22 protein-coding genes are annotated in these 26,568 nt (G+C 60.5%); 15 read left to right on the forward strand and 7 right to left on the reverse strand.

Annotated elements, in window-relative coordinates; genetic code table 11:
* The 4 genes from uvrC to BSF40_RS22315 all read right to left on the reverse strand — a co-directional run.
* A partial coding sequence (gene uvrC / locus BSF40_RS22300; RefSeq protein WP_095966779.1) for an excinuclease ABC subunit UvrC occupies nucleotides 1–779 on the reverse strand: 779 nt, incomplete at its 3' end.
* A 2-nt stretch (nucleotides 780–781) separates the two neighbouring features.
* Entirely contained in the window at nucleotides 782–1,423 is a 642-nt protein-coding gene (uvrY, locus tag BSF40_RS22305; RefSeq protein ID WP_008015884.1) for a UvrY/SirA/GacA family response regulator transcription factor, read from the reverse strand.
* 136 nt (nucleotides 1,424–1,559) lie between these two features.
* Nucleotides 1,560–1,994: an N-acetyltransferase gene (locus tag BSF40_RS22310; RefSeq protein WP_095966780.1), complete on the reverse strand. Its 435-nt coding sequence runs from the start codon at nucleotides 1,992–1,994 to the stop codon at nucleotides 1,560–1,562.
* Complete coding sequence (locus BSF40_RS22315) at nucleotides 1,994–2,752, reverse strand: carbon-nitrogen hydrolase family protein (protein WP_095966781.1); 759 nt, start codon at nucleotides 2,750–2,752, stop codon at nucleotides 1,994–1,996. Before BSF40_RS22315 ends, BSF40_RS22310 begins: the two co-directional genes overlap by 1 nt.
* A 627-nt stretch (nucleotides 2,753–3,379) precedes the next feature.
* Here BSF40_RS22315 and BSF40_RS22320 point away from each other — a divergent pair.
* Nucleotides 3,380–4,459, forward strand: coding sequence for a 3-deoxy-7-phosphoheptulonate synthase (locus BSF40_RS22320; RefSeq protein ID WP_095966782.1), 1,080 nt, complete (start codon nucleotides 3,380–3,382; stop codon nucleotides 4,457–4,459).
* Nucleotides 4,460–4,516: 57 nt separating this feature from the next.
* Here the strand turns inward: BSF40_RS22320 and BSF40_RS22325 are convergent, their stop codons facing one another.
* Complete coding sequence (locus BSF40_RS22325; RefSeq protein ID WP_095966783.1) at nucleotides 4,517–5,581, reverse strand: hypothetical protein; 1,065 nt, start codon at nucleotides 5,579–5,581, stop codon at nucleotides 4,517–4,519.
* A gap of 338 nt (nucleotides 5,582–5,919) precedes the next feature.
* On the opposite strand from BSF40_RS22325, the gene BSF40_RS22330 reads away from it, so the two are divergent.
* The 12 genes from BSF40_RS22330 to BSF40_RS22385 all read left to right on the forward strand — a co-directional run bounded on the left by BSF40_RS22330 (nucleotide 5,920) and on the right by BSF40_RS22385 (nucleotide 22,044).
* The gene (locus BSF40_RS22330; protein WP_095966784.1) at nucleotides 5,920–6,801 is read left to right on the forward strand and encodes a triacylglycerol lipase; all 882 of its coding nucleotides are present in this window, start codon (nucleotides 5,920–5,922) and stop codon (nucleotides 6,799–6,801) included.
* A 107-nt stretch (nucleotides 6,802–6,908) separates the two neighbouring features.
* Entirely contained in the window at nucleotides 6,909–7,190 is a 282-nt protein-coding gene (locus BSF40_RS22335) for a peptidylprolyl isomerase (RefSeq protein ID WP_095966785.1), read from the forward strand.
* Between the two features lie 131 nt (nucleotides 7,191–7,321).
* Nucleotides 7,322–9,190 carry an extracellular solute-binding protein gene (locus tag BSF40_RS22340; protein WP_095966786.1) on the forward strand — a complete coding sequence of 623 codons (1,869 nt, stop codon included), beginning with the start codon at nucleotides 7,322–7,324 and terminating at the stop codon, nucleotides 9,188–9,190.
* The gene (locus tag BSF40_RS22345) at nucleotides 9,190–10,251 is read left to right on the forward strand and encodes a microcin C ABC transporter permease YejB (RefSeq protein WP_095966787.1); all 1,062 of its coding nucleotides are present in this window, start codon (nucleotides 9,190–9,192) and stop codon (nucleotides 10,249–10,251) included. Before BSF40_RS22340 ends, BSF40_RS22345 begins: the two co-directional genes overlap by 1 nt.
* Nucleotides 10,251–11,273 (forward strand): ABC transporter permease, encoded by a 1,023-nt coding sequence (locus BSF40_RS22350; RefSeq protein ID WP_007974697.1) that lies wholly within the window; start codon nucleotides 10,251–10,253, stop codon nucleotides 11,271–11,273. Before BSF40_RS22345 ends, BSF40_RS22350 begins: the two co-directional genes overlap by 1 nt.
* Before the next feature lie 13 nt (nucleotides 11,274–11,286).
* A complete protein-coding gene (locus tag BSF40_RS22355; RefSeq protein ID WP_095966788.1) occupies nucleotides 11,287–12,864 on the forward strand; it encodes an ABC transporter ATP-binding protein in 1,578 nt (525 codons plus the stop codon).
* A 145-nt stretch (nucleotides 12,865–13,009) separates the two neighbouring features.
* Entirely contained in the window at nucleotides 13,010–14,425 is a 1,416-nt protein-coding gene (locus tag BSF40_RS22360) for a sigma-54-dependent Fis family transcriptional regulator (protein ID WP_095966789.1), read from the forward strand.
* Nucleotides 14,426–14,710: 285 nt separating this feature from the next.
* Nucleotides 14,711–16,102, forward strand: coding sequence for a GntP family permease (locus BSF40_RS22365; protein WP_095966790.1), 1,392 nt, complete (start codon nucleotides 14,711–14,713; stop codon nucleotides 16,100–16,102).
* A 7-nt stretch (nucleotides 16,103–16,109) separates the two neighbouring features.
* Nucleotides 16,110–16,883 carry a 3-hydroxybutyrate dehydrogenase gene (locus BSF40_RS22370; protein ID WP_095966791.1) on the forward strand — a complete coding sequence of 258 codons (774 nt, stop codon included), beginning with the start codon at nucleotides 16,110–16,112 and terminating at the stop codon, nucleotides 16,881–16,883.
* A gap of 120 nt (nucleotides 16,884–17,003) precedes the next feature.
* Nucleotides 17,004–18,959 (forward strand): acetoacetate--CoA ligase, encoded by a 1,956-nt coding sequence (locus tag BSF40_RS22375; protein ID WP_095966792.1) that lies wholly within the window; start codon nucleotides 17,004–17,006, stop codon nucleotides 18,957–18,959.
* Nucleotides 18,960–19,163: 204 nt separating this feature from the next.
* Complete coding sequence (locus BSF40_RS22380) at nucleotides 19,164–21,701, forward strand: PAS domain S-box protein (RefSeq protein ID WP_095966793.1); 2,538 nt, start codon at nucleotides 19,164–19,166, stop codon at nucleotides 21,699–21,701.
* A gap of 67 nt (nucleotides 21,702–21,768) precedes the next feature.
* Nucleotides 21,769–22,044, forward strand: coding sequence for a peptidylprolyl isomerase (locus tag BSF40_RS22385; protein ID WP_007898282.1), 276 nt, complete (start codon nucleotides 21,769–21,771; stop codon nucleotides 22,042–22,044).
* A gap of 106 nt (nucleotides 22,045–22,150) precedes the next feature.
* On the opposite strand, the gene BSF40_RS22390 is transcribed toward BSF40_RS22385, so the two are convergent.
* Both BSF40_RS22390 and BSF40_RS22395 read right to left on the reverse strand, forming a co-directional pair.
* The gene (locus BSF40_RS22390) at nucleotides 22,151–23,368 is read right to left on the reverse strand and encodes an amino acid deaminase (protein ID WP_095966794.1); all 1,218 of its coding nucleotides are present in this window, start codon (nucleotides 23,366–23,368) and stop codon (nucleotides 22,151–22,153) included.
* 164 nt (nucleotides 23,369–23,532) lie between these two features.
* Entirely contained in the window at nucleotides 23,533–23,922 is a 390-nt protein-coding gene (locus BSF40_RS22395) for a RidA family protein (protein WP_015094895.1), read from the reverse strand.
* Between the two features lie 302 nt (nucleotides 23,923–24,224).
* Here BSF40_RS22395 and BSF40_RS22400 point away from each other — a divergent pair, with 302 nt between their 5' ends.
* Nucleotides 24,225–24,956 carry a hypothetical protein gene (locus BSF40_RS22400; protein WP_095966795.1) on the forward strand — a complete coding sequence of 244 codons (732 nt, stop codon included), beginning with the start codon at nucleotides 24,225–24,227 and terminating at the stop codon, nucleotides 24,954–24,956.
* Nucleotides 24,957–25,265: 309 nt separating this feature from the next.
* Complete coding sequence (locus BSF40_RS22405; RefSeq protein ID WP_095966796.1) at nucleotides 25,266–26,489, forward strand: NADH:flavin oxidoreductase/NADH oxidase family protein; 1,224 nt, start codon at nucleotides 25,266–25,268, stop codon at nucleotides 26,487–26,489.
* The last annotated feature ends 79 nt before the right edge of the window (nucleotides 26,490–26,568 follow it).

The raw sequence follows: 26,568 nt of genomic DNA on the forward strand, positions 1-26,568 counted from the left end.
GGGTTGACGAACGCGGCGATCACATCGACGTCCCCGGTCCCGCCTTCCATGCTCTGCTGGTCCTGAACCCGGCGCAACAACGCAATCTGGTCCCGCAGCTCGGCCGCTCGCTCGAACTCCAGATTGATCGCCGCTTCTTCCATCCCGGCAGACAACTCGTCAGTCAGCGCGCTGCTGCGTCCTTCAAGAAACATCACCGAGTGGCGCACGTCTTCGGCGTACACCTGGGGTTCCACCAGCCCGACGCAGGGTGCCTTGCAGCGTTTGATCTGGTATTGCAGGCAAGGACGGGTGCGGTTCTTGTAATAGCTGTCTTCGCATTGCCGAACGAAAAACGTCTTTTGCAGCAGGCTCAGGCTTTCGCGGATCGCGCCGGCGCTGGGGTAAGGACCGAAATACTTGCCCTTGGCCTTTTTCGCACCGCGATGAATGCTCAGGCGCGGAAACTCTCCGTCGGAGAGAAAGACATAGGGGTAGGATTTGTCGTCGCGCAGCAGGATGTTGTAGGGCGGGCGCCATTCCTTGATCAGCGTCTGCTCGAGCAGCAAGGCTTCGGTTTCGTTGGCCGTAATCGTCGTTTCAACCTGGGCGATACGTGCGACCAGTGCGGCGGTCTTGGGGGCAAGCCCGGTCTTGCGAAAGTAACTCGACAGGCGATTCTTGAGGTTCTTCGCCTTGCCGACGTAAAGCAACCGCGCTTCGCTGTCGAACATGCGGTACACGCCGGGGCGCCCGCTGACGGTCGACAGAAAGGCGCTCGGATCAAAGGTTTCGGTCATTTTCAGAGGCTGGCGTCGACCATGCCATGACGCACCGCCAACAGCGTCAACTCGACATCACTGCTGATCGAAAGCTTTTCGAAGATGCGGTAACGGTAGGTGTTCACGGTTTTCGGGGACAGGCACAATTTGTCGGAAATGATCTGTACTTTCTGGCAGCCGACTATCATCAGCGCGATCTGGATTTCCCGCTCGGACAGGGCATCGAAAGGCGAGTCGTTGGTGGGCTGGAAGGACTTGATCGCCAGTTGCTGGGCAATTTGCGGGCTGATGTAGCGTTGTCCGGCGAACACCAGGCGGATGGCCTGGACCATTTCCGGCAAACCTGCCCCCTTGGTCAGGTACCCTGCCGCACCGGCTTGCAACAGCCGCGTAGGAAACGGGTCCTCTTCACACACGGTCACCGCGACGACCTTGATATCCGGATGACTGCGCAATAATTTGCGAGTGGCCTCAAGACCGCCGATACCCGGCATCTTGACGTCCATCAACACCACATCGGGTTTCAGCTCACGCGCCTTGAGCAGGGATTCTTCACCCGACTCGGCCTGGCCGACTACTTGCAGGCCATCGATGTCAGCCAGCATTCGTGTAATGCCTGTACGAACGAGATCATGGTCATCGACTACTAGCACCCTAATCAAGCAGACACCTCGCGATATGGTCTTATTGGGTTGCCAGACACCTTAGCAAAAAGCATCTGGCAGACCTAGCGGAAAGCATCAGATTAAAAGTTTCAATTCATCTTGAAAGGCCGGTCGCAAACGCGTTGCGGCAATGTCATGGACTGATATCAAGCTGCATTCTCAGGAAACATTCATCCTTACCCACCACCGTGAATCCTTTGCGCTCGTACAACGCCCGCGCCGGGTTATTTTCAAAAACCGTCAAGCGTAACGCCGGTCGCCGCTCCTGGTACGCGACTGACAGTACCTGATCGATTGCCCAGGAACCAATGCCCTGCCCGCGAAACGCTTCGACGACCTGCAGTTCGCGGATGTACAACGCTCTGGCATCACGGCTCAAGCTCACATAACCCGGCAACTGATCACCGCTTGTCAGCATGCGGTTGTCCCGCCCTGCCCAGGCCACGTCAAAAGCTTCGTCCTGCCATATCAGGTCGTGCCGAATGTAGTAGCGCAGCATGTTTTTACAGGTCAGGTGGCGGGCGAAAGCCAGATCCTCTGGCGTGGCCACACGCCATGCGCAGTCCATCACGCTGGCTCCACGGCGACGACTTCCCCGCTCCAGCCCTCGCTGTTGCGCCGAGCCACCACCATCTGGCTGCCGGTACCGCTGGCGGCGGCAATCAACAAACCGTCCGACGCCCAGATCGCGCTGCGTCCTGCCGAGCCCCAGCCACCTGTCGCGCCACCATGATTGGCCATCAACACCACCATGGCGTGCTGCGCGGCATAGCCTTGCAGCACCGCGGTATCCGCGACGTAGCCGTTTTCCGTGATCAGCACGCCTGCGGCGTAGATATCTGCACCCTGGCACGCTGCAGCAGCGGCATGGCTGGAGTGGGAAAAGTCGGCGCAGACCGCCAGTGCAATAGTGTCTGTCCCGATGGTCAGGGGCTCACCTCCGGCGCCCGGTGCAAACGCCACTTCTTCCCCGGGATGCAGATGCTGTTTGCTGTAGACCCCAAGCGAACCATCGGCCCCCAGCACCAGTGCACCGATCAGGACCGACGGGTTATCCGGCAGTCGAATCGGCATACCGACAACAGCCGCCACACCGACTGCCCGGGCGACGTCTCGCAGCGGTTGCAGAACGGCGGCATCCGGCACAATCGCCAGCTCGGCCGCGAGCCCGCGTTCGTAGCCGGTCAACGACAGTTCTGGGAACACCAGCAACTGCACGCCCTGCTCCGCGGCTGCCACGATGAAGCGTTGGTGCCTGGCGATATTGCCGGCAAGGTCTCCGGCGATGGAAATCGATTGGGCTGCGGCGATGGTCAGCGGTGACATGAAGCGTCCTTGTGTCGATGCGTTTTTGAACAGACACAGAGTTTGTCACAACCCTCAGGCCACTCAAGCGATAGAGAACCCTGTCGCCGGCCAATAGCATTTTCTGATTGAATCTGCGCACCGGCCTCTAGTAAGCTCGACCCATCCATTGGAGACAGACCATGTTCAGCACCCTCTCACAGCTTCGTACCGCCAGCGCCCTGCGCTCGGTTGCGGCTGCCCGGGTGAACGACGGCTGTGCTCCGGTCAGCTTTTATTTTGGGTATTGGTTTAGCCACTGGCGCGCCTGATACCCACACGGCGCCCACTTTAAACGGGTCGCCACCAGAGAATTCTCAACCCCCGGTCGGCCTCCCGACCGGGGGTTTTGTTTTTTCAGCCCCAACGTTTTTAGCGACACACCAGACATTTAGAGGATTCAGAACATGAACTACGCCACTTATTACCGTTACGACAGTTTTACCGCCTGGCGATTTACCACCCACCGCTCGGGACAGCCTGCCGCCTCCGATCGGTCACCTACAGGTGGCAAGCGCACACAAACAGCCAGTCTGGCCAATTGTCGAACACCCCAGTAGGGCCGAGCGCGCGGGCACGAACCCGCCACCAGCCCAGGAAGCCTTGAATATGAACTCGTCCGTCTCCGCACTGCCGCTGTCCACCTTGAGCCCTGCCAATGAAGCGCTGACCCTGCGTCTGCCCAGCTCATTGCAACTCAAACAGCAATTGCCCCTCGGCAACATCCTGACCCAGCAAGTCGCCACCCACCGCCAGGCGGTTCGCGCGATTCTCAACGGTGAAGACTCCCGTATGCTGGTCATCGTAGGCCCATGCTCGATCCACGATCCGGAATCAGCCCTCGAATACGCCGGCAACCTTGCCCGCCTCGCCACCGAAGTCAGCGACGAAATGCTCCTGGTGATGCGCGCCTACGTCGAAAAACCCCGCACCACGGTTGGCTGGAAAGGCCTGGCCTACGATCCGCATCTGGATGGCAGCGATGACATGGCCGCCGGCCTGACGCTGTCCCGCGAGCTGATGCGCGAAATGCTCCGCCTGGGTCTGCCCGTTGCCACTGAACTGCTGCAACCGATGGCCGCCGGCTACTTCGATGACCTGTTGAGCTGGGTGGCGATTGGCGCCCGGACCACGGAGTCGCAGATCCATCGGGAAATGGCCAGCGGCCTGGGCATGCCTGTCGGGTTCAAGAACGGGACTGACGGCGGTGTCGCTGTCGCCAGCGATGCCATGCGTTCCGCTGCCCATCCGCATCGCCATTTCGGTGTCGACAGCCAGGGACATCCGGCAATCATTCAAACCCCGGGCAATGCGGACACTCACCTGGTATTGCGCGGCGGCCATCGCGGGCCGAACTACGACGGCGCCAGTATCGCCCGGGTGAACAGTGACTTGGCCCGGCTCAGGATTCCGGCCCGGATCATGGTCGATTGCAGTCACGCCAACAGTGGCAAAGACCCATTGCGCCAGCCGGCCGTGTTCAACGATGTGCTTGAACAGCGTCTGCAAGGTGATCGTTCGCTGATCGGCATGATGATCGAGAGCCATTTGTTCGAGGGCTGTCAGCCGTTGAGTTCGTCAATGCAATACGGTGTGTCAGTGACCGATGGCTGCCTTGGTTGGGCCGGGACAGAACAGCTGTTGCTTGAAGCGGCAGATCGGCTGCGAGTGCAAGACAACGCCCAATAACCGGCATCATCTGTCCGCCCTCCGGCCTTCATCTGAAGACTGGAGGGCAAATGGTGATCAATGTCCCATCAGGGATTGCACCTTAACCAGTGTCACCCCGGATTGTTGAGAGCTGTCATCAAGGCGCTCGACCGAACAGGAAACACGGATCGCAGAATCTCGATGCTCCCTCCAGAACCGGTAGGGAACGATGAATATCAACGGCTCGCCCACGGTGTCTCTGGTGATTTCGCGCTCGTCACAGTGATCGAATTTCTCCCCCTCGCATCTCAGGCAAACCAGCTCCCCTTTTTCAGCCCTGGGGTTTTCGATGACGACGGTCACCCCATCCTGCACGTCATGCAGATCCACCCAGCCTTCGTCGGCTTCCAGCACAACGGGTGCTGGCAGCGGTCCCCGCTCCATCTTGCCAATCATCAGTGTCGTTACTTCAGAGTATCGAGGGCCATGTCCTGCTTGCTTGACGCAATAATCGACGGAAACGGATGACCCCAGATTGGGCGCAATGCATTCCGGGCTGACCCAGAACGACAACTCATTGCCCACAGCAAAGGACTCGACCTTGAGTGCATCACTGAAGCTTGCTTCGAGCGAAACACCCGTCCAAGTCAGCAACACCCAGTCGCCCGCCGTCATGCGCGCATAGGGTTTGATTGTAACGATCGCCCCTTCCTTGACCCGATCCGGATCAAGCGTTCTGCCCACCGCGTCGTCCACCGTCGCGGGTAACAGGTCTGATTGCACATCACCCACACACAGCTGTAAACGATGGGAGTGCACGATCCCGATAAAACGACTGCTCAAGAGCGAGTAGCTGATTTCGAGTGAACCACCGTCGAGCGCCTCGATATAAGCGCTACCCACAGCAAAGATCATGTCCTCGCCGACCCTGTCGTCACTGACGAAACGCGTCACCTGATGATTGCAGGCGAGGCCATCGGCATCCAGCCCCGCCCAATTCAACAGCAATTTGTCGCCGCAGGTCATGCCTGGGTAAGGACGGACCCTGATCACGGCTTTTCGGTCAGAGGGGTTCAGAACGCCGTTTTCCGCCTGCTCCAGTAAGGGCGGTGGCAATGGTCGCTGTACGAGATTCAGGGTGTCGGATTCATAAACAGTCATTCATTCGCTCCAGTCCCTGGAATAAACACCGAACGGGTGGCCGGCTTGGGGTGACGTGTATTTAACCTCACGACTACCCGCCGTGATGTCGGCCTCTCACTCAGCCTCGCTCGGAAAATCGATACATACGAAGTAGGTCTTTGATCAAGAGCAACCTGATTGTCGTGAAAAATCGTCAAACGACTCCGACTAAAACCTCAGCAAATCTTGAGCATTCACACTTGCACTATTCCGCTTTCCGGAGGTTTCGGCGGACTTTTCATACATCGCGCCAACCTCGAGTGTTTTAGAGTGAAACGCCATGCAGTCCCGACGAACTTCTGTGCAAAGGTGTGAATATGCAAAGGAATGCAAGCACTCGTTATCCAATACTGCTGATCCACGGCCTGTTCGGCTTCGAAAAAATCGGCAAGTTCGAGCTGTTTCACGACATCAGGCAGGCGCTGAGGAACGCCGGAGCAAGGGTGTTCGTTCCCCACTTGTCGGCCATCCATGACAACGAAGTACGCGGTAAGCAATTGCTCATGCAGATCGAGCGGGTACTGGAAGGAACCGGTGCCTGCAAAGTCAACCTCATAGGCCATAGCCAGGGTGCACTGGCCGCACGTTATGCCGCAGCGGTTGCACCACGCAGTGTGGCATCGGTGACTTCCGTCAGCGGGCCGAACCATGGCTCGGAGCTCGCCGATTTCCTGCGCAAGGCATTGACACCGGGCCGTCTGCCGGAACATGTGGCCGAGACCGTGGTGAACCTCTTCGCCGACTTCCTCGCGACCCTGAGCGACAACCGGTACCAGCCGCGCAACGCCATTGCCGCCCTCAATGCACTGACCACCGAGGGCGTAGGCGCCTTCAATGACAAATACCCGCAAGGACTGCCCGCCACCTGGGGTGGCAAGGGTAACGAACGGGTCAATGGTGTTCGTTACTACTCGTGGAGCGGCGTGCTGCAGTCGAATGTGCTCAACGAAGGGCTCAATGCGCTCAATCCGCTCAACGGTTTCTGTCGGGTCCTTTCCGGGTATTTCGTCACGGAAGCCGGGCAGAACGACGGTTTGGTCGGTCGCTTCAGTTCTCACCTGGGCACGGTTATCCGCTCCGACTATGCGCTGGATCACCTGGACACCCTTGGCCAGCCGGCAGGCCAGTTGCGCACAGGCGTCGACCCGGTCGAACTGTATGTCCAGCATGCCGAGCGCTTGAGAGCCGCCGGCCTTTGAGGGGCTACCTGCCGTGAATCCCGCATGGAACGGAACTTTGAGGAGAATTAGCTCACTGAATCCGGTAGGCTGCGCATTTTATCGAATATTGAAAGGAGTATTTTCCCATGGCCAAAGCCACTGCCCGTCACATCCTTGTTGCCTCGGAAGCCAAGTGCAACGAACTCAAGGCCCAAATCGAGGCTGGTGCCGATTTCGCCGAAGTTGCCAAGGCAAACTCCACCTGCCCTTCCAGCCGCCAGGGTGGTGATCTGGGTTCGTTCGGTCCAGGCCAGATGGTCAAGGAATTCGACACCGTGGTTTTCAGCGCGCCGCTCAACGTGGTCCAGGGCCCGGTCAAGACCCAGTTCGGTTACCACCTGCTGGAAGTGACCAGTCGTCAGGACTGATCGACGCTTGAGCTATTCAACGGCCCGCCTTTTGGTGGGCCGTTGTGTTTCACACACGTAATTCGGCTGGCGAGGGACGCGCCGCTAGCGTACAAATTGTCGTTAACGACCACCCGGCTCTAAGGCTGACAATGCGACTGGCTTTCCCTACCTTGTTGTTCACGGCCGTGGCCCTGCTGTCGGGTGCCGCGGGTGTGAATGCGGCACCGCAACCGGCAATGACCGTGTACGGCGAACCGGCAAAATATCCTGCCGGTTTCAGTCATTTCGCCTACACCAATCCGCTGGCCCCCAAAGGCGGCACGATGCGGCGATCGGCGATCGAAATCGGGCAGTTCGACCATGTCTTGCCTTACATCGACAAAGGCATCGGCGTCACCCAGATCGACGGCTTGCTCTATTCGCCGCTGGCCCAGCGCTCGCTGGACGAGCCGTACACCGTGTACGGCCTGGTGGCAGAGAAGATGGAGCGTTCCGAGGACGGCTTGTCACTGCGTTTCTACCTCAACCCCAAGGCGCGTTTTGCCGATGGCAAAGCCATTACCGCCGAAGACGTGCGCTATACCTTCGACCTGCTGATGACCCAGGGCAGCCTGCGTTACCGCACCCAGTTCGCCGACGTCAAAGGCGTGGAAGTGGAATCGCCTCTGACTATCCGCTTTGATTTCAAGAACAACGAAAATCGCACCCTGCCGCTGGATATCGCGACCCTGCCGGTGTTTCCCGAACACTGGTGGAAGACTCGCGATTTTGCCGGTGGCGGCGGCTATGAAGCGCCGTTGGGCAGCGGCCCCTATAAAGTGGGCAAGATCGATTCCGGGCGCAGCATCACCTTCGAACGCAATCCCGACTGGTGGGGCAAGGACCTGCCGGTCAGCCGTGGCCTGTACAACTTCGATCATTTCAGCATCGAGTACTTCGGCGATACCGACGTGGCGCGCCAGGTCCTGCGCGGTGGCGCCTATGACTACAACCGGGAATTTTCCGCCACCGGCTATTCCATCGGTTATGACAGTCCAGCCCTGAGCGACGGTCGTCTGCAAAAGGCCCACCTCGCCACCGAGGCGCCGCAGCCGGCCCAGGGTTTTGTGTTCAATCTGCAAAAGCCCATGTTCCAGGACCGACGCGTGCGCCAGGCGCTGGTGATGCTGTGGGACTTCGAGTGGAGCAACCGGCAGATGATGCGCGACATGTACATTCGCCAGCAGAGCTTTTTCTCCAACACCGATCTCGCCGCCCGGCAACTGCCGGATGCCGGGGAGCTGGCGATTCTCGAACCGCTGCGCGGCCAGATTCCCGACGAAGTCTTCACCCAGGTGTTCGAGGCGCCGAAGACCGATGGCAGCGGTGTGATTCGCGACAAGCAGCTACAGGCCCTGGACTTGCTCGAACAGGCCGGCTGGAAACCCGATGGCGACCAACTGGTCAATGCCGACGGCGAGCCGCTGAGCTTCACGTTCCTGGTCAGCCAGAACGGCATGGACCGTCTGCTGTTGCCCTATAAACGCACGCTGAAACAGATCGGCATCGACCTCAATATCCGCCGCATCGACTCGTCCCAGTACGTCAACCGCCTGATGAGCCGCGACTACGACATGATCGTCACCGGCTACCCCGTCACCACTTCTCCAGGAGGCGAACTGCTCAATTACTTCGGTTCCGAGGCGGCCACCGACCCGGGCTCCAACAACTACATGGTGTTGAAGAACCCGGCAGTGGACACCCTGATCACCGGGCTGATCCGGGCCAACACCCAGGCTGACATGCTGCATTACGCCCATGCCCTGGACCGTGTGCTGCAATGGAATTACTACTGGATTCCCAACTATTACCCGCCGGGCACCTCGACGGTGTGGTGGAACCGCTTCGGCATCCCGAACGTGCAAGCGAGCAATGACGAAGCCATCGAGAGCTGGTGGGAGATGAGCACCACGCCATTGACCAACCAACAGATGACGGCCGAGCGTATCCGCCGTGGCAAACCCGGAGGGCCGCACTGATGTGGGCTTACATACTGCGGCGCCTGCTGCTGATCATTCCGACGCTGGTGATCATTCTTCTGGTCAACTTTGTCATCGTCCAGGCGGCACCGGGCGGGCCGGTCGAACAGGCCATCGCACACTTGCAGGGCATCGGCGGTGCGGCGGTCGGCGGCGGCTCCGGCGAGTCCATGAACGGCAAGTCCCGGGCCAGTCGCGGGCTCGATCCGCAGCTGATCAAGGACATTGAAAAACAGTACGGCTTCGATAAACCGGCACACGAACGCTTCTGGCTGATGCTCACCAGCTACGCGCGCCTGGACTTCGGCAAGAGTTTCTTCCGCGGCGCCACCGTCACCGACCTGATCCTCGAGAAAATGCCGGTGACCATTTCCCTCGGGCTCTGGGCGACGCTGATCACTTACCTGGTGTCGATTCCCCTGGGCATCCGCAAGGCCGTGCACCATGGCAGCCATTTCGACATCTGGAGCAGCACCGCGATCATCATCGGCTATGCCATGCCGGCGTTCCTGTTTGCGATGTTCCTGATCGTGGTGTTTGCCGGCGGCACTTCGCTGAACTGGTTCCCCGTTCGCGGACTGGTCTCGGACAACTTCGAATCGCTGTCGACCATTGGCAAAGTGGCCGATTACTTCTGGCATCTGGTGTTGCCGGTGACCGCGCTGGTGATCGGCGGTTTCGCCACGCTGACCATCCTGACCAAGAACTCGTTCCTCAATGAAATCACCCGCCAGTACGTGGTCACTGCCCGGGCCAAGGGTTTGAGTGAGCGACGGGTGCTCTATGGACACGTGTTCCGCAATGCCATGCTGCTGGTGGTATCGGGCATTCCCCAGGCGTTCATCAGTGTGTTTTTTGCCGGTTCCCTGCTGATCGAAGTGATCTTCTCCCTCGACGGCCTGGGCCGCATGAGTTACGAAGCAGCGGTTTCCCGGGACTATCCGGTGGTGTTCGGCTCGTTGTTCATCTTCACCCTGTTTGGCCTTTTGATAAAACTGGTCGGTGACCTCTGCTACACCTTGGTCGACCCGCGTATCGACTTCGCCGCGAGGAACGCCTGATGCTCAAGCTTTCACCGCTGGCGCGTCGGCGCTTCGAGCGTTTCAAGAAAAACCGTCGGGGCTGGTGGTCGCTCTGGCTGTTTGTCGGCCTGTTCCTGATGACCCTGGGCGGCGAACTGATCGCCAACGACAAACCGCTGATGGTCAGCTATCAAGGCCAGTGGTACTTCCCGGTGTTCAAGCGCCACACCGAACAGGAGTTCGGCGGGCAACTGCCGTTCCAGGCCGACTATCGCAGCGACTACGTGCAGAAGCTGATCAAGAAGGATGGTGGCTGGTTGCTCTTTCCACCGATTCCATTCAGCGACGACACGCCCAACTATGACCTGAACAAACCCGCTCCAAGTCCGCCCACCAGCGTCAATTGGCTGGGCACCGACGACCAGGCTCGGGACGTTCTGGCCCGGGTGATCTTCGGTGCCCGGGTGTCGATCCTGTTTGCCTTGATGTTGACGTTTGTCAGTGCGCTGATCGGTATCGCGGCCGGTGCCCTGCAAGGCTATTACGGCGGCTGGGTGGATTTGCTCGGCCAGCGCCTGCTGGAGGTATGGTCCGGGCTGCCGGTGCTGTACCTGCTGATCATCCTGTCGGGTTTCGTCGAGCCGAATTTCTGGTGGTTGCTGGGAATCATGGCACTGTTTTCATGGCTGGCCCTGGTGGACGTGGTGCGCGCCGAGTTCCTGCGAGGGCGCAATCTGGAATACGTCAAGGCCGCGCGCGCGCTGGGCCTGACCGACCGCAAAGTCATCGTCCGGCACATTCTGCCCAACGCCATGAACGCGACCTTGAGCTACCTGCCGTTCATTCTTACCGGGGCGATTTCCACCCTGACAGCACTGGACTTCCTCGGCTTCGGCATGCCGGCGGGCAGTGCATCCCTGGGTGAGCTGATCGGCCAGGGCAAGCAGAACCTGCAAGCACCGTGGCTGGGCCTGACGGCGTTCTTCACCCTGGCGCTGATTCTTTCTTTACTGGTGTTTATCGGCGAGGCGTTGCGAGACGCCTTCGATCCGAGATCTTGAGCGGACGGCTGAAATGACCAACCTGATCGAAATCCGTGACCTCAGCGTGGCCTTCAGCGGCCAGACCGTGGTGCGCAATCTGTGCCTGGACATACGCCCCGGCGAATGCCTGGCGCTGGTGGGCGAATCGGGATCGGGCAAGTCGGTGACGGCCCACTCGATCCTGCAACTGCTGCCGCAAACCGATACCCGGACAACCGGCAGCATCCGCTATCGCGGCCAGGAACTGGTGGGTGCCGATGCCGGCAAGTTGCGACAACTGCGCGGCAATCGCATTGCGATGATCTTCCAGGAGCCCATGACGTCCCTGAACCCGCTGCACAGCATCGAAAAACAGATCGGCGAAACCTTGCTGGTGCACAAAGGCCTGGCAGGCAAAGCGGCGCAGGTGCGGATCCTTGAACTGCTGCACCTGGTGGGCATCCAGAAACCCGAGGAACGCCTCAAGGCCTATCCGCATCAACTGTCCGGCGGCCAGCGCCAGCGGGTGATGATTGCCATGGCCCTGGCGTGCGAACCGGAACTGCTGATTGCCGACGAACCGACCACCGCGCTGGATGTGACGGTGCAGCGCAAGATCCTGCTGCTGCTCAAGTCCCTGCAACAGCGGCTGGGCATGTCGCTGCTGCTGATCAGCCACGACCTGAATCTGGTGCGCAGCATCGCCCAGCGCGTGTGCGTGATGAAGGCCGGGGAAATCGTCGAGCAAGCGCCGTGCGAAACCCTGTTCACCGAACCAAAGCACCCTTACAGCTGCGTATTGCTGCACGCCGAACCCGAGGGCGAAGCCTTGCCCCGGGACGAGCGCGAAAACGTACTGGAGGTGAACGATCTGCAGGTGCGGTTTCCCGTCAGTGGCGGCCTGTTCCAGCGCAAGACCTGGCTGCGTGCCGTCGATGGCATCAGCCTGAATATTCAGCGCGGCAAGACCCTGGGCATTGTCGGTGAATCCGGTTCCGGCAAGTCCACGCTCGGTCAGGCGATCCTGCGTTTGCTCGACTCCGAAGGCAGCATCCGCTTTCAGGGCCAGGCGCTGGACGGCCTGACGCAAAAACAGCTACGGCCGTGGCGCAAGAAAATGCAGGTGGTGTTCCAGGATCCCTTCGGCAGCCTCAGCCCGCGAATGTCGGTGGCGCAGATCATCAGCGAAGGCCTGGAAGTGCACAGCCAGTTGAGCCCCCAAGAGTGCAACGCCGAAGTGATCCGCGCACTGAGCGAAGTCGGCCTCGACCCGCAAAGCCGCCATCGCTATCCCCACGAATTCTCCGGTGGTCAGCGCCAGCGCATCGCCATCGCCCGGGCGCTGGTGCTCAAGCCGGCGCTGATCCTGCTCGACGAACCGACCTCGGCGCTGGACCGCACGGTGCAGAAACAGGTGGTCGCCCTGCTCCGCCAGCTCCAGGAAAAGCACGGTCTGACCTACCTGTTCATCAGCCACGACCTGGCGGTGGTGCGCGCCCTGGCCCACGACATGATCGTGATCAAGGACGGCAAGGTGGTAGAACGCGGCGCCAGCCATGAGGTGTTCGATTCACCGCAGCATCCGTACACCAAGGAGCTGTTGGCGGCGGCGTTGTTGGGGCAGGCATAATCCATTGCATTCAGTTGGACCGCGGCGCGGCCTTCGCGAGCAAGCCCGCTCCCACAGGGGATTTGTGAACGACACAAATCAAGTGTGGGAGCGGGCTTGCTCGCGAAGAGGCCGGCACAGGCAATAAATCATCAGGATCAAACCCATGAACACCACCGAAAGCCTCAAGGACTACCAGCGCGTTCGCCTGCTGGCGATCCGTTCATTGTTCGAAATCATCGAGCAATCGAGCGAGGGCACGGTGATTGTCGACCGCGATGCCAACATCGTCTGGATGAATGAGCGCTATGCCCGACGCTTCGGCCTGCAATCGGCGCAAGTGGCGATCGGCAAGCCCTGCGAAAGCGTGATCCCCGGCAGCCTGTTGCGTGAAGTGGTGCGCACCGGCCGGCCGATTCTGCTGGACATGCAAGACACCCCAAAAGAACCGCTGGTGGTCATGCGCCTGCCGATTCACGACGATGCCGGCGTGGTCATCGGCGCCATCGGTTTCGCCCTGTTCGACGAACTGCGCAGCCTGTCGCCGATGCTCAAGCGCTACATGAGCATGCAGGAAGAACTGGCCTCCACCCGCTCGCTGCTGCGGGCGCGGCAGACCAAATACAACTTCGCCCATTTCATCGGCACCAGCGCCGCCAGCCTGGAAGTCAAACGCCGCGCCCGGCGCAGTGCGAGTACCGAATCGCCTGTACTGCTGCTCGGCGAAACCGGCACCGGCAAGGAGTTGTTGGCTCAGGCCATCCACAATGCCTCGCCCCGTGCGCACAAGGCATTTGTCAGCATCAACAGCGCAGCGATTCCCGAATCATTGCTGGAGGCCGAATTCTTCGGCACCGCCCCCGGCGCGTTTACCGGTGCCGACCGCAAGGGCCGCGCCGGCAAATTGCAGATCGCCCAGGGCGGCACCTTGTTCCTCGACGAAATCGGCGATATGCCGCTGCCCCTGCAAAGCAAACTGCTGCGCGTGCTGCAGGAAAAGGAATTCGAGCCGGTGGGGTCCAATGAGGTGATCCAGAGCGATGTGCGGGTGATCGCCGCGACCTCGACCGACCTGGAAGCGGCGATCAAACGCGGCGAGTTCCGCGCCGACTTGTACTACCGCCTCAACGTGCTGCCGATTCAGGTTCCGCCCCTGCGCGACCGCCTCGATGACGTGCCGGCGCTCAGTGAAGCGATTCTCGAGGAGCTGCGCAGCCAGCATGAACTGCACCACGAAGCCCTGGAATTGTTGGGGCAACACGCCTGGCCGGGGAACATCCGCGAATTGCGCAATGTGCTGGAGCGCGCGGCGCTGCTCAGCGATGACTTGCGCCTGACAGCGGCGGACATACGCGCGGCGATTGGTACGTTCACCCGGGTTGAGCGCGTGACGCCCTTGGCCCAGGAGCCCTTTGCCCATGAAACCTTCAGTGCGGCGCGGGAGCGATTTGACCGGCAACTGATCGAAACGACCCTTGCGCAATGCGAGGGCAAGGTCATTGAGGCGGCGGCACGATTGGGGCTGGGGCGGTCGACTTTGTACAAGAAGATGGTGGCGTTGGGGATTGCAGAGTCTCAATAAAGAGACATACATCTCCATTGCTGGACAGACCTTCGCGAGCAAGCCCGCTCCCACAGGAGAAGGCATTCCCCTGATCAATTCGGTCAACTGTGGGAGCGGGCTTGCCCGCGAAGAGGCCGGCACTCCCAATACAAGTCTCAAACAAGAGACAACAATCCCGAACCAGCTCACCAACATCAGAATATATCTTTATATTTCAATAAGTTAAGTATTTGGCACAAAACCCGCTATACGCCTCTACTACCCAGTTCCACCCTACAAAAATAACAACCCAGGAGACACACCATGAGTGTGATCATTGCCTTGGCAGCCCTCGCGCTGCTGATGCTGGCTGCCTACCGTGGCTATAGCGTTATCCTTTTTGCCCCGATTGCCGCCCTCGGCGCAGTCCTGCTCACCGACCCCTCTGCCGTCGCCCCCGCTTTCACCGGGGTGTTCATGGAAAAAATGGTCGGTTTCATCAAGTTGTATTTCCCGGTGTTCCTGCTCGGCGCAGTGTTCGGCAAGCTGATCGAACTGTCCGGCTTCTCGCGCTCCATCGTCGCCGCGGCGATACGCCTGCTCGGCACCCGCCAGGCAATGCTGGTGATCGTGCTGGTCTGTGCCCTGCTCACCTATGGCGGCGTGTCGCTGTTTGTGGTGGTGTTCGCGGTCTACCCGTTTGCCGCTGAAATGTTCCGCCAGAGCAACATCCCCAAGCGCCTGATCCCGGCGACCATTGCCCTGGGCGCGTTCTCGTTCACCATGGACGCCCTGCCCGGCACGCCACAAATCCAGAACATCATCCCCAGCACTTTCTTCAACACCACTGCCTGGGCGGCGCCGTGGCTGGGCGTGATCGGCACGATCTTCGTGTTCTGTGCCGGCATGCTGTTTCTCCAGCGTCAACGCAACAAGGCACAGCGCGCCGGTGAAGGTTATGGATCCGACCTGCGCAACGAGCCGGAAACCGCCGCCGACCTCAAGCTGCCCAACCCGTGGCTCGCACTGTCGCCACTCTTGGCGGTAGGCATCATGAACCTGCTGTTCACCCATTGGATTCCGCAGGTGTATGGCAAGACCCACAGCCTCGCGCTGCCAGGCATGGCCGCGCCGGTGACCACGGACATCGCCAAGCTCACGGCGATCTGGGCGGTACAGGCCGCCTTGCTGGTCGGCATCCTCATGGTGCTGGTGTTTGGCTACAAGGCGATCAGCCGAAAACTCGCCGAAGGCAGTAAAAGCGCAGTCAGCGGCGCGTTGCTGGCGGCGATGAACACCGCCTCGGAATACGGCTTCGGCGCGGTGATCGCGTCCCTGCCGGGCTTTCTGGTGTTGGCCGACTGGCTCAAGAGCATTCCCGACCCACTGGTCAACGAAGCGATTACCGTGACCCTGCTGGCCGGCATCACCGGTTCTGCCTCGGGCGGCATGAGCATTGCGCTGGCGGCCATGTCCGAGCAATTCATCAGCGCCGCCCATGCGGCGAACATCCCGCTGGAAGTGCTGCACCGGGTCGCCGCGATGGCCAGTGGCGGCATGGACACCCTGCCGCACAACGGCGCGGTGATTACCCTGCTGGCGGTCACCGGTCTGACCCACCGCGAGGCTTACAAAGACATTTTCTGTATTACGCTGATCAAGACCCTGGCGGTCTTCGTGGTGATCGGCACCTTCTACGCCACTGGCATTGTGTGAGGTATTCATGACGACTCTTTCGGGCAAGACCGCACTGGTCACCGGTTCCACCAGCGGCATCGGCCTGGGGATCGCCCTCAGCCTGGCCAGGGCCGGGGCCAACCTGATCCTCAACGGTTTTGGCGATGCGTCCAACGTTATTGCCGAGGTCGAACAGTTTGGCGGCAAGGTCGGCCACCACCCGGCCGATGTCAGCGATCCGGCACAGATTGCCGACATGATCGCCTACGCCGAGCGCGAGTTCGGCGGCGTCGATATCCTGGTCAACAATGCCGGCATTCAACACGTGGCAGCGGTGGACGAGTTTCCGGTGGAGCGTTGGGATTCGATCATCGCGATCAACCTGTCGTCGGTGTTCCACAGCACCCGTTTGAGTCTGCCGGGCATGCGCGCCAAGGGCTGGGGCCGGGTGATCAACATTGCCTCGGTGCATGGCCTGGTCGGTTCGGTGGGCAAGTCCGCCTATGTCGCCGCCAAGCACGGGGTGATCGGCTTGACCAAAGTGGTCGCCCTGGAAACCGCGACCACCCAGGTCACCTGCAACGCGATCTGCCCAGGCTGGGTACTGACGCCGCTGGTGCAGAAGCAGATCGACGACCGTGCCGCCAGCGGGGTTCACCCACAGCAGGCGCAGCATGATCTGCTCGCTGAAAAGCAGCCATCGCTGGAGTTCGTGACACCGCCGCAACTGGGTGAACTGGTGCTGTTTTTGTGCAGCGACGCCGGCAGCCAGGTGCGGGGCGCGGCGTGGAATGTGGATGGTGGCTGGTTGGCGCAGTAATCATCTGCCAGACCGCGTGATCGTTCATCGCGAGCAAGCTCGCTCCCACATGGAAATGTGATCCCCTGTGGGAGCGGGCTTGCCCGCGAATGGATCTAAAGACATAAGAAGAGGCAAACCATGTCCGACATCCTCTGGCAACCCGACGTCAAACGCATTGGCAAAACCCGCATGGAGGCCTTCCGGCGCTTCATCAATCAGCGGTATCACCTCAAGATTGACGACTACCCGGCCCTGCACCAATGGTCCATCGAGCAACGCCCCGACTTCTGGCAGGCCATTGTCGACTTCTTCGACATTCGCTTCCACGAGCAACCCGACGCCGTGCTGCTCGAAGGCCCGCAGATGCCCAGCGCCCAGTGGTTCCAGGGCGCCACACTGAACTTTGCCGAACACCTGCTACAGCGCCGCGATGATGCGATCGCCGTGGTCGCCGTTGGCGAAAACGGTCAGCGTGAACATTTGACCTGGGCCGAGCTGGCAGAGCATGTTGCCGGCTTTCAAAACGGTTTGATCGCCGCCGGCGTCGGTGTGGGTGACCGGGTCGCCGCGTGCATGCCCAACACCTGGCAAACCCTGGTGGCCATGCTCGCCACCACCAGCCTTGGCGCTGTCTGGTCCTGTTCTTCACCGGACTTCGGCACCCAGGGGGTGGTTGACCGTTTCGGCCAGATCGAACCGAAAGTGCTGGTGACCTGCGCCGGTTACCGCTATGCCGGCAAAGAGATCGACCAGACCGCCAAGATCAACGAGATCCTCCAGCGCCTGCCGTCGTTGCAACAGTTGATCGTGGTTCCGTATGCGCGGCCTCAGGCGCACATCGCAGACTTCCGCACCCCGGCCAACGTGACACTGTGGGACGATTTCTACGCACCCGGCGGCGAACCGGATTTCGTCCCGGTGCCCTTCGCCCATCCGCTGTACATCCTCTATTCCAGCGGCACCACCGGCGTGCCCAAATGCATCATCCACAGCACCGGCGGCGTACTCCTGCAACACGTCAAGGAACACGGCCTGCACTGCGATCTTGGCCCCGGCGAGCGCCTGTTCTACTACACCACGTGCGGCTGGATGATGTGGAACTGGCTGGTCTCGGCCCTCGCGGTAGGCAGCGCGGTGGTGCTGTACGACGGCTCGCCGTTCCACCCTGACCCGCAACGCTTGATCGACCTGATCGACGACGAAGGGATCAGCGTCTTCGGCACCAGCCCGAAATACCTCGCCACCCTGGAAAGCAGCGGCATCAAGCCCCGAGACAGTCATGACCTGGGTAGCCTCAGGACGTTGCTGTGCACCGGCTCGGCGCTGTCGCCGCAGAGTTACGACTTTGTCTATCGCGACTTCAAGGCTGACCTGTGCCTGGCCTCGATGTCCGGCGGCACCGACATCGTCTCGTGCTTCGTCAACGGCAACCCTGTGTCGCCGGTGCGGCGCGGCGAAATCATGGGCAAGAGCCTGGGCATGGCCGTCGAGGTATGGAACGACGCCGGTCAGCCGGTGATCGGCGAAAAAGGTGAACTGGTCTGCACCCGGCATTTCCCGGCGATGCCCGTTGGCCTGTGGAACGATGCCGATGGCGAGAAACTGCGCCAGTCCTATTTCAGCCTGTTCCCCGGCGTCTGGGCCCAGGGCGACTACGCCGAACAATTGCCCCATGGCGGGATGATGATTCACGGCCGCTCGGATGCCGTGCTCAACCCCGGCGGTGTGCGCATCGGCACGGCGGAAATCTATCGCCAGGTGGAAAAGATCCCGCAGGTGCTCGACAGCGTGGCCATCGGTCAGCAATGGCAGGATGACGTGCGGGTGGTGCTGTTCGTACGCTTGCGCGACGGGCTTGAGCTGGACGAGGCGCTGCAACAACAGATCCGCCAGACGATTCGCGCCAACACCACGCCGCGTCATGTGCCGGCGAAGATTGTCGCGGTCACCGACATTCCGCGGACCATCAGCGGCAAGGTGGTTGAACTGGCGGTGCGCAATGTGGTGCATGGGCAGAAAGTGAAAAACACCGATGCCCTGGCCAATCCCGAAGCGCTGGAGCAGTACCGCGATCGTCCAGAACTCCAGGATTGACTGTAGGAGCGAGCTTGCTCGCGATAAACCCGAGAGCGCCACGGGGCACCTGCCAACCCGCGTTATCGTTGACAACCATCGCGAGCGAGCTCGCTCCTACAGGGTTTTGTGTCGCTTAACCGTTCACCATGACGGTTCCTCCACAATCGATCACCTGTGCAAGAATAGACGCCAGCTAAAGCGACTCAGGCGCAGGACTCCCGGATGAACGCTATACCCACCGCCAGCGATGCCCAGGCCCTGATCGCCCGGATCGACTGGGCAAGCAGCCCGCTGGGCGCTGCCAGCACCTGGCCACAGAGCCTGCGAACCGCCGTGGACATCGTCATTCACTCACCGATGCCGATGCTGCTGCTATGGGGCCCGCAACTGACACAGATCTACAACGACGGCTTCGCCCTGCTCACCGCAAGCAAGCATCCGCAGGCTTTCGGACAACCGACACACCTGATCTGGCCAGAGTTGAAAGACTTTACCGACCCGATCTACAGCGCCGTCCTGCAAGGTCAGGTACGAACCTACAGCGAGCAGCGCTTTACCCTGCAACGTGAGGGCCAGGAGTCCGACTTCTGGCTCGACCTGACCTACAGCCCGATCCGCGACGAAGGTGCCGAGGTGGCCGGGATCCTGGTCACCGCCATCGAAACCAACGAGCGCCGGCGCATCGCCCTCGAACTCGAACAACGCTCGGCGGCCAGCCTCAAGGCCCAGCGTGAAACCGAGGAACGCCTGCAACTGGCCCTCGCCGCCACCGATGCGGTCGGCACTTGGAACTGGGACATCAGCGAGGACCGTTTCGTCGCCGATGTGCATTTTGCCCAGCTCCACGGCGTCGACCCGGCCATGGCCAACCAGTTGCCGATCAGCGCATACCTGCACGGCGTACACCCGCAAGACCGCGCCCTGATCGCCCGCAGCATCAAGCACTGCATCACCCACGGCAGCGAATACGCCGAGGAGTATCGCCTATTGCAAACCGACGGCCAGATGCGCTGGGTGTTTGCCCGCGGTCGCTGCTACAAGGACCATCACGGCCGGCCGATCCGATTCCTCGGCGCCGCCCTGGACCTGACCGAGCGCAAACTCACCGAACAGGCCCTGCGCCAGAGCCAGACCGAGCTGCAACTGATCATCAACGCCATGCCGGTCCTGATCAGCTACGTCGACCGCGAAGAACGCTTTCGCCTCAACAACGCGGCGTACCTCGACTGGTACGGGCTGACGCCGCAAGAGCTATACGGGCGAACCATTCTTGAAGTGCTCGGCGAAGAAGCCTACGCGCTACGCGCCCCGTACATCACCGAAGCACTGTCCGGCCGGCCCTGCAGTTTCAGCATCAGCACGCCGCACCGCGACGGCAGCCTGCGCCAGGCCTTGATGAATTACCTGCCGCGCCACGGTGCAGATGGTGCGGTCAACGGCTTCTACATCTTCGTGATCGACGAAACCGAACGCAAAATGACCGAAGAAGCCTTGCGCAACCTGAACGAAACCCTTGAGGAACGGGTGGCCGCCCGCACCCGACAACTGGCCGAGGCCAACGAGCGTCTGCAAAACGAGATGTTCGAGCGTGAGCGTGCCGAAGACGCCTTGCGCCATGCCCAGAAAATGGAAGCCGTCGGCCAGCTGACCGGCGGTATCGCCCATGACTTCAACAACATGCTCACCGGCATCATTGGCAGCCTCGACCTGATGCAGCGCTACATCGCCGAAGGCCGCGCCAGCGAGATCGGCCGGTTCACCGAGGCGGCAGTGTCCTCGGCCAACCGTGCCGCCGCCCTCACCCATCGGTTGCTGGCGTTCTCCCGGCGTCAGTCGCTCAATCGCACGCCGCTGAACCCCAATGACCTGATTCGCTCGCTTGAGGACCTGCTCAGACGTACCAAGGGCGACCACATTGAACTAAAGCTGCAACTGGCCGAGCACACCTGGCGGGTCAACACCGATGTCAGTCAGTTGGAAAACGCCCTGCTCAACCTGGTGATCAACGCCCGGGACGCCATGCCAGGCGGCGGCGAGTTGCAGATCGAAACGGCCAACGTGTACCTCGACGGCAGCGACATCACGACCCTGGAACCGGTCAAGGCCGGCGACTACGTGATGATTGCCGTCAGCGACAACGGCACCGGCATGACGCCCTCGGTGCTGGCCAAGGCATTCGACCCGTTCTTCACCACCAAGCCCATCGGCCAGGGCACCGGCCTGGGCTTGTCGATGATCTACGGTTTTGCCCAGCAATCGGGGGGCCATGTCAGCCTGTTCAGCCTGCCCGGACGGGGCACCAGCGTGCGTTTGTACCTGCCGCGCCTGCATTCGACCGAGCCGGAAAAAGTCTTGTCACCCGTGGTCGGCGAGGCGCCAGCGGCGATTGCCGGCGAAACGGTGATGCTGGTCGAGGATGATGCGGCGGTGCGCATGTTGGTGCTGGACCTGCTCAAGGAACTCGGTTACCGCGCCCATGAAGCCGAAGATGCCAAGGACGCGCTGCCGGTGCTGGAGTCGGACCTGCGGGTGGACCTGCTGGTGACCGACGTGGGGTTGCCGGGCATGAACGGCCGACAACTGGCAGAAATCGCCCGCCAGCATCGTCCCGGACTGAAAGTGTTGTTCATGACCGGTTACGCGCAGATCGCTGCCGAGCGCCAGGGTTTCCTTGAAGAAGGCATGGACATGGTGACCAAACCGTTTTCCATCGACCTGCTGGCCAACAAGATTCGCACGATGATCGGTCAACCGGACTGAGTTGAGGCATAATCGCGCCCCCCCGCTGCCACTCACATAACCAGCATCGTTGCAAGGTAACCGCCCCATGAAAGCTCAAGCCCGCCATATCCTGGTGAAAACCTCGGAAGAAGCCGAGCAGCTCAAACAACGCATCGCCAAGGGTGAAGCGTTCGATGTGCTGGCCAAGAAGTATTCGACCTGCCCGTCGGGCAAGCGCGGCGGCGACCTCGGCGAAGTGCGGCCGGGGCAGATGGTCGGCGTGATCGATGCGGTGATCTTCAAGAAACCGCTGCGGGTGGTGCATGGGCCGATCAAGAGCAAGTTCGGGTATCACCTGGTGCAGGTGTTTTACCGGGATTGATGCTGTTGGCTTGAGGGCCTCTTCGCGGGCAAGCCCGCTCCCACAATGAAACGCGGTCAACTGTGGGAGCGGGCTTGCTCGCGAAAGCCGCACCGCGGTTTCAATCTTAGAAACAGGTTTCCATGGTCTCGATGACGTTCAGTTGCTCATCGACCAGACAGCCGACACGCCACTTGTCGAACGTCAGGCACGGGTGCGAAGTGCCGAACGAAATAATGTCGCCCACCCGCAGATCAACCCCCGACGCCACAGTCATGAACGCATGCTGGTCCATGACCGCGGTGACTTTGCAGGCACTCACGTCATCGCCGTTGGCCGGCACCACGCCCGCCTTGTAGCGCCGCAACGGCACCGGCAAACCGGCGTCGTAGGCGACGTCGCGCTTGCCCAGGGCAATCACTGCAAACCCTGGCTCCGGCAACGACTGCACGTGCGCCCACACTTCCAGCGCCGGGCGCAGGCCTTCGTGCAGGTCGCTGCGACGGTCGAGCACGCAGCACTGCGCTTCCTTGTAGATGCCATGGTCGTGAGCCACGTAACTGCCGGGACGCAGCACGCTGAGGAAGCGGCCGGCGGCGTTCTGTGCTTCGAAGGATTCGGCAATCAGGTCATACCAGGCCGAACCCGACGCGGTGATGATCGGCTTGGCAATGGCGAACGCGCCGCTGTCCTGCAACTGCACCGCCAGACGCACCAGCGACGCGGCGAAATCGCGGATACCGGTCACGGCGTGATCGCCATGGATCACCCCTTCGTAGCCTTCGATCCCGGTCAGGGCCAGGGCCGGTTGCGCGGCGATGGCCTTGGCCAGGTCGAGCACTTGCTGTTCGCTGCGGCAACCGCAACGCCCGCCGACCACGCCGTATTCGATCATCACGTTCAGGCGCACGCCACGGGAGGCGAAATAGGCGCCCAGGTCGGCGACGTTGTCCGGGTGATCGACCATGCAATAGAAGTCGAACGTCGGGTCGGCCAGCAGGTCGGCGATCAATGCCATGTTCGGCGTGCCGACCAACTGGTTGGCCATCAGGACACGGCGCACGCCATGGGCGTAGGCAGCGCGGGTTTGCGTAGCGCTGGCCAGGGTGATGCCCCAGGCACCGGCATCCAGTTGGCGACGGAACAACGCCGGGGTCATGCTGGTCTTGCCATGGGGCGCCAGTTCCGCTCCGCTGTCGCTGACGAACGCCTGCATCCAGCGGATGTTGTGTTCCAGCGCCTCGCGATGCAGTACCAGCGCAGGCAGGCTGACATCACGCACCAGGCTGGCACCGATGGGCGCCGCACCTTTATCCACGTTGGCAGTTTGGGGGGCAGAAGACATGGTCGAACTCCTCGTTCACGCGGCTGCAGGTAGCCGCTGTTATTCGTTGATGCGACGGGCCAGGTTGTTGGCGCTTGCGATCAGCACGCGTCGGTAAACGCATTCCATCTGTGGGAGCGGCGGTGCGACGATTGGACTCGCTCGCGAAGAATTCACCGCAAACCTCAAGCCTTTTTCTTGTACGCAATGCAGTCGATCTCGACCTTGCAGTCGACCATCATGCTCGCCTGCACACAAGCCCGCGCCGGGGCGTGCTCGGGTTTGAAGTACTCGGCGAAGACCTTGTTGAAGCTGGTGAAATCCCGCGGATCCTCCAGCCACACGCCAGCACGCACCACATCTTCCAGGGCATAACCGGCCTCTTCGAGAATCGCGATCAGGTTCTTCATGGTCTGGTGGGTCTGTTCGACAATGCCGCCCGTAATAATCTCGCCGTCCACCGCCGGCACCTGCCCGGAAACGTGCAGCCAGCCATCGGCTTCAACGGCGCGGGCGAAAGGACGAGGCTGACCGCCAGCGGCGGTACTGCCGGTGCCGTAACGAGTAATGCTCATGAGTGTTTCTCCTGATTGAAAACTGAAAGATCAAAAACGGGGGCTTTTGAGAAATTCCGCCAGTCGTGGCGATTGCGGGCGTTCGAATAGGTCCTTGGGGGGCTGGCCGTTTTGAGCAGGATTTTGTGCATGGTTTTGAGTCTGTGTCATGGCAAAGCCATCTTCCCGTCAAACAAGTGCTAGCGAGCATCTGCGTCCAGGCCGGCTGTCACTACTGTCAACTCTGACAGTAGACCTGCGCAAGACATGTAGAAATACTGGAGTCTCATCTGATTCATACCCCCCATTCAAGGGAATGTGAAATGAAGACGCCAAAGGGATTATGTTTCTGTGCCTTACTGGGAGTTGGATTAGCAGGCTGTAACGTTCAACAGGAGACGTCTGTCACCTCTGTAACCGAAGAATGCAAATATCTGGTCAACGGAAAATTTATCGGCCAAAACGGTCCGGAAGTTTGCGTCACGACACCGCTGTCAAAAAGCGCCACATCGATTACGGGAACTATCGTTGGTACCGGAACAACGGGGCCGTTCATGGTGACTGCATTAACCAGCGATGGAACCATCCTGAAACAGGTCACCACCCTCGCCAATGGTGACTTCGCAATGACCCCGCTAAATCTGCAGAGCCTGCCTGGCAAGGGGATTTCAATCTCGGTTTTCGTTAACGGTGTCAGTTCGCCTCCCACCAAACTGGTCGTTGGGCAAGAACCCCCGGCGAAGTGCAGGCAAGGCACCCCCGGGTTTCCACTGTGCGGTACTTACCCTGGCGCGATTTTCTTCCCGATAAAAACGTCCATCACCACAATATTCTTGATTCCCCCGGGAGACGTCTTTGGGGGCGCAACGCTTCTCCCGAATTTTATGGGGTTGAATTTTATCAATTGGAAGCCGGACAGAACCATTGCATATCAAATGTCCGTCGCTCCGTTACAGCCTGGAGATGAATCTCGTGTTTATGCGGAGAACAAAAACAACGAGTCGTTTGCCTACCTCGTGTCGCAAACAGTTCTTGCCAATAAAAAACAAGAATGAAAAATCGAGGTTTCCAAGAAAAAAGACATCTGGATAGCTGGGGCAACTCTGGAAAATATCGAGTCAATTCAAGCGTGGAGCAAGGTCGGTGATGTACAAAATCATTGAAGACGAAGTGTTGAAAAAAATCGGCGCCGGCTGAGGTTAAAGCCGAGTTTTCCAGCATGAGTTTGATCGGCTACACACCTATTGCCTATTGATCTACTCAACTGCGCCAATTCACCAATTTCCATTGCGGCCTCATTTTCCTGCTTGACATTAAAGTTAACTTTAAGCTTAGGCTCTACTCATCAGTATGAGGAGTCAAGCATGTCACCCTTCCGAATCTTGAATTTGCCCAACGGCCAGACCATCGCCAATCGCATTGCCAAAGCCGCGATGGAAGAGAACCTCGCCAACACCGATCAAGTACCCGATCAGGCACTGCTTCGCCTGTATCAAGCCTGGGCCGAAGGTGAAGCCGGTTTGTTGCTGACCGGCAATGTGATGATCGACCGCCGCGCCATGACCGGCCCTGGTGGTGTCGCACTGGAGGACGAGCGGCATCTGGAGCGCTTCCGCCAGTGGGCCAGTGTCGGCCGGGCCGGCGGTGCGCACTTCTGGATGCAACTCAACCACCCTGGCCGCCAGACCATGGCCAACCTCGGCCAGCAAGCACTGGCGCCTTCGGCGGTTGCGCTGGATCTCGGCCAATTCTCGAAGATGTTCGCCGAACCCAAGCCCATGGGCGAGGACGACATCCAGGAGGTCATCCGACGTTTCGCCACCAGCGCCGCACTGGCGCAGAAAGCCGGTTTTACCGGTGTGCAGATCCACGCCGCCCATGGCTACCTGCTCAGCCAGTTCCTGTCGCCGCTGACCAATCGACGCACTGATCGCTGGGGTGGTTCGCTGGAGAATCGCGCGCGCCTGCTGTTGTCCGTCGTCGAGGCGGTTCGCAAGGTGGTATCGCCGCAATTTTGTGTGTCGGTAAAGCTCAACTCAGCGGATTTCCAGCGCGGTGGCTTCGATGCCGATGATGCACGGCAAGTGATCCAGTGGCTCAACGAGCAACCGATCGACCTGCTCGAACTCTCCGGCGGCAGTTACGAAGCACCGGCCATGCAAGGCGAAGCGCGCGACGGCCGGACCCTGGCCCGGGAGGCGTACTTTCTGGAAATGGCCGGTGAACTGGCCAGCGTGGCGCGCATGCCAGTGATGGTGACGGGCGGGATCCGGCGTCTGGCAATCGTCGAACAGGTCCTCGACAGCGGCATCGCCATGGCCGGCATCGGCACCGCCCTGGCCGTGGAGCCGCACCTGGTCAAGCATTGGCGCGAAGGCAAGAACAGCCACCCACAACTGCCGCCGATCCGCTGGAAGCGCAAACCCCTGGCGGCGCTGGCGAGCATGGCGGTGGTGAAGTTCCAGTTGCATCGCTTGAGCCGTGGACGCAAAACCCGGCCTGAGGTTTCGGCGCTATGGGCGTTGATTGTCGACCGGTTGTACATAGGCAAGCGTACCCGGCAGTACCGGCAGGCGATGGGTAAGTAATCCACAATTGATGTTGACTGATCCACCGCCTTCGCGAGCAAGCCCGCTCCCACATTTGGAATGCGTTCCACCCTGTGGG

This window comes from Pseudomonas sp. ACN5, assembly GCF_002303975.1.
In the GTDB taxonomy this organism is placed as follows: domain Bacteria; phylum Pseudomonadota; class Gammaproteobacteria; order Pseudomonadales; family Pseudomonadaceae; genus Aquipseudomonas; species Aquipseudomonas laurylsulfatiphila.